General features: G+C 74.4%; 5 protein-coding genes. 3 read left to right on the forward strand and 2 right to left on the reverse strand.

Features of this window, described 5'->3' with window-relative positions:
* From ABD056_RS06125 to ABD056_RS06135, 3 genes are all read left to right on the forward strand, one after another.
* Positions 1–317: hypothetical protein (locus tag ABD056_RS06125; protein WP_343865406.1), on the forward strand; the 317-nt coding region annotated here is incomplete at its 5' end.
* A gap of 2 nt (positions 318–319) precedes the next feature.
* Positions 320–670, forward strand: a complete 351-nt coding sequence (locus ABD056_RS06130) for a hypothetical protein (RefSeq protein WP_343865408.1) — start codon at positions 320–322, stop codon at positions 668–670.
* A 111-nt stretch (positions 671–781) separates the two neighbouring features.
* The gene (locus ABD056_RS06135; protein WP_343865410.1) at positions 782–2,293 is read left to right on the forward strand and encodes an SLC13 family permease; all 1,512 of its coding nucleotides are present in this window, start codon (positions 782–784) and stop codon (positions 2,291–2,293) included.
* Positions 2,294–2,314: 21 nt separating this feature from the next.
* Here ABD056_RS06135 and ABD056_RS06140 read toward each other — a convergent pair whose 3' ends face one another.
* Together ABD056_RS06140 and ABD056_RS06145 are read right to left on the reverse strand one after the other, a co-directional pair.
* Positions 2,315–5,065 (reverse strand): phosphoenolpyruvate carboxylase, encoded by a 2,751-nt coding sequence (locus ABD056_RS06140; protein WP_343865412.1) that lies wholly within the window; start codon positions 5,063–5,065, stop codon positions 2,315–2,317.
* A gap of 89 nt (positions 5,066–5,154) precedes the next feature.
* The coding region (locus tag ABD056_RS06145) for a DEAD/DEAH box helicase (RefSeq protein ID WP_343865414.1) at positions 5,155–8,276 on the reverse strand (3,122 nt) is incomplete at its 5' end.

Genomic DNA, 8,276 nt, shown 5'->3' on the forward strand with positions numbered 1-8,276 from the left:
CCGCCCTGTGCGAGCTGGTGGCGTCGATGATGGCGCGGCGGCAGCGGGCGGCGGCCGGCGTCAACGGTCCGCTGGAGCACGGCCGCTGGGCGATGTCCTACCGGGCGGCGCTGCTGCTTGGCGTGGTGGTGCCGGTGGCCTGCCACGGCATCAACCTGCTGCGCCCGCCGCACCGCCGCAGCGATCAGCTGTCCGCCGCCGGATCGCTGGCCGCCCTGGCCGGCGGCATGCTGCTGCGCCACACCATGCTGCGGGCGGGCATGGATTCCACCGCCGACCCCCGCCCCTATCTCCACCACAGCCGCGAGCGGAGGTAGCCATGCTGCCCTATGACAGCGACGAACACGCCCACTGCCGCAGCGCCCTCGGCTCCCTCGACCGCATCCTGGAGGAAAAGCCGGAGCGCCATCACGACGAGGTGCTGGAGGCGGTGCGCTGCATGGTCACCATGCGCGACGCCATCATCGCCCGCCGTCGCGGCGGCGGTGATGTCGACGACGAGCTTGAACAGGTCAACGCTGTGCTCAGCGTGCTCACCGCCGGCAGCTTCCCGGTGGTCGGCCTGCGGCACGAGCGGCTGGCCCGCGCCCGCGACCTGCTCGCCTGCCTGATGGAGAAGGAGCCGGTCGCCCACCCCGACGGCCGCCACCCCGACGAAGCACCGCCCTGATCCGCCACCGCCGCCGCCGGGCCCCGGCGCGCCGCCGGCCCTGGTCAGGCGGCGCCGCTTTGCCTACCATGCACGCCCTGCCGAGCCTGACGACGGGGAGCCCTTTACCGCATGTCCACGACCGCCTCGGAAACCCCGACCACCGCCGGCACCGCTCCCCTGCCCCACAGCACCGCCGCCACCCCCGCCAGCCCGCGCGCGCCCTCGGCCCTGCGGCGCATGATCGGGCTGCTGAGCGGGGCGCTGGCGGCCGGGGTGATGCTGGTGCTGCCGCCGCCGGAGGGGATGCCGGTCGAAGCGTGGCATGTGGCGGCAGTGACCGTGCTGATGGCGACGTGGTGGGTGTGGGAGGCCATTCCCATCGCCGCCACCGCCCTGATCCCGGTGGCGCTGCTGCCGTTCCTGGGCGTTTCCGGCGTGGCGGAGGCGACCGCGCCCTATGCCAACCCGCTGGTGTTCCTGTTCCTCGGCGGCTTCTGCATCGCCATTGCCATGGAACGGTGGAACCTGCACCGCCGGGCCGCCCTGCTGGTGCTGTCGCTGGTCGGCACCCGCCAGGACCGCATCGTCGGCGGCTTCATGCTGGCCACCGCCGGCCTGTCCATGTGGGTGTCGAACACCGCCACGGCGACCATGATGCTGCCCATCGCCGCCACCGTCTCCGCCATGGTGGCCCGCGACGGCGACGACCGCCGCTTTGCCGTGGCGCTGCTGCTGGGCGTCGCCTTCGGCGCCAACATCGGCGGCATGGGCACCCTGATCGGCACGCCCCCCAACGCCCTGTTCGCCGGCTACATGCAGGAGGCCTACGGCATCGAGATCGGCTTCGGCCAGTGGATGCTGGTCGGCCTGCCCTTCGCCGCCGTGCTGCTGGCGGTGACCTGGCTGGTGCTGACGCGCATGGTGATCCGCCTGCCCCGGCGGGAGATCCCCGGCGCCGCCGACGAAATCCGCCGCGCCGTCGCCGCCCTCGGCCCCATGAGCCGGGGGGAGAAGATCGTGCTGGCGGTATTCGCCGCCACCGCCTTCCTGTGGATCTTCCGCCCGCTGCTGGAGGGTCTCGCGCCCGGCGGACTGTCCGACGCCGCCATTGCGGTGCTGGCGGCGCTGGCGCTGTTCTCCATCCCCGTCCACCCCAGCCGGCGGGAGTTCGTGCTCGACTGGTCGGATACTGCCCGCCTGCCGTGGGGCGTGCTGGTGCTGGTCGGCGGCGGCCTCAGCCTGGGGGCGGCGGTGCAAGGCTCCGGCCTGTCGGCCTGGGTGGCGGGGGCGCTGGAGCCGCTGGCGCTGCTGCCGGTGTGGCTGGCGGCGGCGGCGGTCGGGGTGGCGGTCATGCTGATCAGCCACATCACCTCCAACACCGCCACCGCCGCCACCTTCCTGCCGCTGGCCGGCAGCTTCGCGGCGCTGGCGGGGGTGGACCCGGTGCTGATCTGCGCCCCCGTCGCCCTGGCGGCCGGCTGTTCCTTCATGATGCCGGTGGCGTCGCCGCCCAACGCCATCGTCTTCGCCACCGGCCAGCTGACCGTCGCCGACATGCTGAAGACCGGGGCCCTCATCAATCTGGTGTCGGTCGGCCTGCTGGCGCTGGTGGTGCTGACGCTGATCCCGCTGGTGCTGTAGCCCGACGCCCGCCGCCCGCCGTCAGCCGGTGGCGCCGAGGCCGCCGGCGATGGCGTTGATGGTCAGCAGCAGGCGGGATTCCAGCACCGCCGCCGTCTCCGCATCGCCGGCGGCGCGGGCCGCCCGCCAGCGCGACAGCAGATCGACCTGGCGGGCGTGCAGCTGCGCCAGCGGCCGCCGCCGCAGGTCCAGGGTGCGGTGGATGCGCGGGCGGGTGTCGGCCAGCGGGCCGCGATAGATTTCGGTCAGGATGGCCTCGATGCGGTCGAACTCGCCCTCGATCAGCCCCATGAACCGCTCCCGCACCGCCGCCGAGGGCACCAGCGAGGCGTAACTGCGCATGATGTCGCGGTCGGCGGTGGCGATGCTGGTGGCGACGCTGCTGATGACGTAGTGCAGCGGCGCCCAGTCGAAGGTGGCGGCCACCAGCCGGGCGAAGTCGTCCGGCGCCGTCTCCTTCAGGTCGGCGAGCGCGCTGCCGACGCCGTACCAGCCCGACAGGTAGAACCGCGCCTGGCTCCACGAGAACACCCACGGGATGGCGCGCAGGTCGGCCACCGTGCGCTGGCCGGTGCGGCGGGCGGGGCGGGATCCGATGCGCGCCGCCTCGATGGCGTCGATGGGGGTGGCGCCGGCGAAGAACTCCATGAACCCGTCGGTGCGCAGCAGCCCCTCGTACACGCCGCGGCTGGCGGCGGAGACGCGATCCATCACCGGCGCCAGCGGGTGGTCGCCGTCGCCCGTGCCGTCGCGCAGGTGGGCGGCGGTGGAACCGACCGTACCGGCAGCCAGCAGTTCCAGGTTATGCACGGCGGTGATGCGGTTGGCGTACTTCTGCGAGATGACCTCGCCCTGCTCGGTCAGCCGCATGTCGGCGTTGAGCGCCCGCGGCGGCAGGGCGCGCAGGAAGCGGTGGGTGGGGCCGGCGCCGCGGCTGATGCTGCCGCCGCGGCCGTGGAAGAAGCGGATGCGCACGCCGTGCCGCCGCCCCACCGCCGCCAGCGCCTCCTGCGCCCGGTAGAGACCCCAGCGGCTGGCCCAGATGCCGCCGTCCTTGTTGGAATCGGAGTACCCCACCATCACCTGCTGCAGCGGCTGATCGAGCCCGGCCGCCGCCGCCTGCGCCCGCAGGGAGTGCTGCACCACCGGATGCGACAGGTAGGCGTCGAGGATGCCGGGGCTGCGGTCCAGGTCGTCGATGGTCTCGAACAGCGGCACCACGTTCAGCGGGCAGGCGTCGGCGCCCTCGAACTCGGTCATCAGGCCGCCCTCGCGGGCGAACAGGTAGACGGTCAGCAGGTCCGACACCGACCGCGTCATGCTGACGATCAGGGCGCCGAGACCGTCGGCCCCGTGACGCTCCACCTCCTGCGCCAGCACGCGGTAGCAGCCGACCACCGCATCGGCCTCCGGCGCCCCCACCGACGCGGCGGCGCGGGTGAAGGGCCGCGGCGAGGCCAGTTCGGCATCCAGCACCGCCCGCCGGCCGGCTTCGTCGGCGGCGAGGTAGGCGTCGCCGTCGAGGCCGGCGCGGGTCATCAGCTGGCTCAGGGCCAGTTCGTGGAAGCGGCTGTTCTGGCGCACGTCCAGGCGGGCCAGGTGGAAGCCGAAGGTCTGCACCAGGTCGCGCAGCGGCACCACCTCGTCATCGGCCAGACGATGGGCGCCCACATGCCGCAGCGACCGTTCCAGCACCGCCAGGTCGTCGTCCAGCTCCGCCGCGCGGGCATAGCAGCCGGCGTCGCCGATGGGCAGGCGGGCGATCATCAGGTTGACGAACTGGCGCCACGATTCGCCGGGGTTGCGCGCCGCCGCCGCCTCCCCCGCCGGGCCGAGCAGCACGGCGGCGCGGGCGATGGCGGTCAGCAGCTCGTCGGGCGGCGGCTGCAGCCGGTCGGACAGGCTGAGGCGCACCGCCGCCGCCTTCAGCTTGCCGGCCAGCAGGTCGAGGGCGGCGGTGCGCAGTTCCGCCAGGGTCTCGGCGGTCACGTCGGCGGTGACGAAGGGGTGGCCGTCGCGGTCGCCGCCCACCCACGAGCCGAAGGTGATCTGCGGCCGGCCGGCATGGGCCGCCAGCAGCGCCGGGTCGAGCCCTTCCGCCCGCCACGCCTGCCGCAGCCGCGCCCGCAGGGCCGGCAGCACTTCCGGGAAGACGTGGCGCAGGAAGTGCAGCACATGGCGGCGTTCCGACGACAGGTCGGGCTTTTCCAGGAAGATCTCGCCGGTGCGCCACAGGCGGTCGAGCACGCCCTTGATGCGATCCCGCAGGCTGTCCTGCTCCTGGCGGGTGAACATGGTGTTCTCGCGGTCGACCAGCAGCAGGTAGAGCGCCCGGTGGTGTTCCAGCACCGTCTGGCGCTTGGCTTCCGTCGGGTGGGCGGTGAGCACCGGCTCCACCCGCGCCGCCTGCAGCACGCCGGCGATGTCGGCGGCATCCAGCCCCTGGTCGCGCAGGCGCCGCAGGTGCTGTTCCCACGAGCCCGAATCCTCGTGCAGGCGGTCGTCCTGCTGCAGGGCGCGGCGGCCCTGGGCATCGGCGTTTTCCTCCGCCATGCGCAGCAGCTGGAAGGCAATGGAATGGGCCTGGGTCAGGCGCTCCGCCTCCAGCCCGTCGCCGTCGGCCACCGCCGCAGACCCCTGCGTCAGCCCGAGGGCGCGGGCGATGGCGGCATCGCCGCTGTCTTCCAGCACCTCGCGGAAGCAGTCGAGCAGGAAGGCGTAATCGCGCTCGATCTTGCCGAAATCGACGGCGGTGCCGGTCGCTAGCGTCATTGCCCCAATCCCCTTGGCAGTGATGATCCCGCAGGCCCAGGTGGTGCCCGCCTCCGCGCTTCCAACTGTGGTTGGCGGCGCGGCGCCTGTCAAACCGACGCCGGGGCCGCCGCCGAAGTTTCATACGCCCGACGCGGCAGGTGCTCCAGCACCGCCAGCACCGCCGCCGCGCGATCGCGCGGGTCGGGCCAGTCGCCGGTCGCCACCAGCCGGCCGTCGTCCCGCCGCCTAAGCCCGCGCACCCGCGGCGGCCGGCCGTGGAAGCCGAGCACCGCCCCGCGCGGGCCGCAGGCGATTTCCGCCACTCCGGCGGCGCGGGCGGCGTGCTTGACCGCCGCCAGGGCCAGCAGATCCTCCACCTCCGGCGGCAGCGGGCCGAAGCGGTCCACCAGTTCGCTTTCCAACGCCTCAGGGTCTTCGGCGGCGGCAATGCGGCGATGGACCGACAGCCGCAGGTCGGCATCGGCGATGTAGTCGGCCGGGATGGTCACCGCCGTGCCGAGGCTGATGTGCGGCGGCGCCATCGGGTCGTCGCCAGCGGCCGCATCGAGCAGGCGGGCGCCGAGGCCGGTGCCGCGGGCGCGCAGCAGTTCCTGCCGCAGCAGATCCTCCAGCAGCTCCGCCCCCACGTCGTCGGCATGGCCCGCCTGACGGTCGCCGAGCAGCACGCCGCCGCCGCGCAGGTCGCGGTCGCGGGCAGCCAGCCGCAGGCCGGCACCGGGATCGCTGAAGGCCCGCAGCGCCTCCAGCCGCTCGCGCGCGCCTTCCCCCAGCGCCTCGCCGCCGTCGTGCAGGAAGTAGGCATGGGCGGCCCGGCCGCTGCGCCCGACCCGGCCGCGCAGCTGGTGCAGCTGGGCCAGCCCGAACAGGTCGGCATCCTGCACGAACAGGGTGTTGGCGTTGGGGATGTTGAGACCGGCCTCGATGATGTTGGTCGACAGCAGCAGGTCGCTGCGGCCGGCGGCGAAGCCCATCATGATGTCGTCCAGGTCCGCCGGGCGCAGGCGGGCATGGGCCACCGCCAGCCGCAGGTCGGGCAGCAGCTCCGCCAGCCGCTCGCGCGCCGGCTCCAGGTCTTCGATGCGCGGGCAGACGTAGAAGCACTGGCCGCCGCGCCGCCGCTCCCGCAGGATCGCCTGCCGCACCACCGGGCCGTCGAACGCCTGCACCACGGTGCGCACCGCGCCGCATTCCACCGGCGGCGTGGCCAGCACGCTCACCGGCCGCAGCCCGGCCAGGGCCGATTGCAGGGTGCGGGGGATGGGGGTCGCCGTCATGCGCAGCATGTGCAGCTGCGGCCGGGCCTCGGCCAGTTGCTCCTTCTGGCGGGTGCCGAAGCGGTGTTCCTCGTCGACGATGAGCAGGCCGAGGCGGTCGAACCCGGCATTGAGCAGCCCGTGGGTGCCGATCACCACGTCGATGTCGCCCCGCTTCAGCGCCGCCTTCACAGCCTCCGCCTCGCTGCGGCTCTGGCTGCGGGCGAGCAGCCCGACCCGCAGCCCGAAGGGACGCAGGCGGCGGCGGAAGTCGTCGTAGTGCTGGCGGCAGAGCGGCGTCGTCGGCGCCACCACCGCCACCTGCACCCCGCCGGCGGCGGCGACGAAGGCGGCCCGCAGCGCCACCTCGGTCTTGCCGAAGCCGACGTCGCCGCACACCAGCCGGTCCATGGGCATGCCCGCCGCCAGATCGGCCAGCACGGCGTCGATGGCGCGCTGCTGGTCCGGCGTCTCCACATGCGGGAAGCGGGCGGCGAAGCGAGCGTAGGAGGGCGGCGGACGCAGCAGCGGGGCCCCGGCCTCCCGGGCACCGCGGCGCGGGCCTTGGCCCCCCCCCCCCCCCCCCGCCAGCCGGCGCAGGTCGACCCGCCCCTTGTCGAGCCGCTTCGGCCACCGGCTGCCGCCGATGGCATCCAGCGCCACCTCCGCCTCGCCGCTGCCGTAGCGCCACAGAAGGTCGGCGTGTTCGGCCGGCACCAGCACCTTTTCATCGTCGCGGAAGGTCACCTGCACCACGTCGCGCGGCAGGCCGTCCGCCTCCACCGTCAGCAAGTCGTCGCAGCGGCCGATGCCGTGGTCGACGTGAACCACCAGATCGCCCAGCACCAGATCGGTGAGGTCGGAGGCCAGCTGCCGCACCGAACGCGCCGCCTGCGCCGCCCGCGCCGCCGGCAGGGCCGGATCAATCTGCCGCGCCGCCACAACCACCCGGTCGGCCAGCACGAAGCCGCGCGGCACCGCAGCCGGCACCACCGCCACGTCGGCCTCGCCCGCCGCCGCCCAGTCGGGGCAGTCGCGGGGGGCCAGACCGGCGCGCGACAGCAGGCGCCGCACCCGCGCCCGCTCGCCGCCGGAAGCCGCCAGCACCGTCACCCGCTGCCCCGCCTGGCGCCGCTGCCGCAGCCAGGCAAGGGCGGCGGCGACGTCACCGAAGGCGGGAATGGCGGCGGCGTCGCCGTCCTCGCCAGCGGCAGCCGCAGCCACCACGGCAAGACGCCCGGCCGCCGCCCGCCACTCGTCGGCGGTCAGATACAGCCGCTCCGGCGGCACCGGGCGGTAGAGGCCGAGGCCGCTGTCGTCCTCGCCGCCGCCGCCATGCGTCCCCTGCTCGCGGCGGCTGTCGTAGGCCTCGGCGATTTCCTCCAGGCGGTCGGCGGCGTGGTCGGTGACGGCGCCGTCGCAGGTGAGCGCGGCATCGGGCAGCAGGTCGAAGACGGTCGGCAGGGCGCCGTCGTGGGCCAGCGGCAGCCAGTGTTCCAGCCCGTCCACCCGGTTGCCCTCGGCGACGCAGCGGTAGAGCGTATCCTCCGCCGCCGCCTCGCCGAACGCCTGCAGGTATCCGCCCAGGAAGCGGCGGCGGGCGTCGTCGGTCAGCAGCAGCTCGCCGGCCGGCGGCAGCAGCAGCCCGGTTTCCGCCGCCGGGTCCTCGTCGCCCAGCTGGCTGAAGGGGTCGTAGCGGCGCAGCGCCGCCAGCCGGCCGTCGGCCAGATCAAGCCGCAGCGGCCGGGCGGCATCGGGCGGAAAGACGTCGATGCGGTCCTGCCGCACCGCCGCCTCGCCCGGTTCGTTGGCGAGGGGCAGCAGGGCATAGCCGGCATCCTCCAGCCAGCCCTCCGCCGCCTCGGGCTCCAGCCGGTCGGCGATGGCGGCGGCGAAGCCGGCGGCCCGGAAGGCCGACGGCGGCGGCAGCCGTTGCAGGGCGGCGGCGGCGGTGG

Origin of the sequence: Caenispirillum bisanense, assembly GCF_039523075.1 — a bacterium.
In the GTDB taxonomy this organism is placed as follows: Bacteria; Pseudomonadota; Alphaproteobacteria; order Rhodospirillales; family Rhodospirillaceae; genus Caenispirillum; species Caenispirillum bisanense.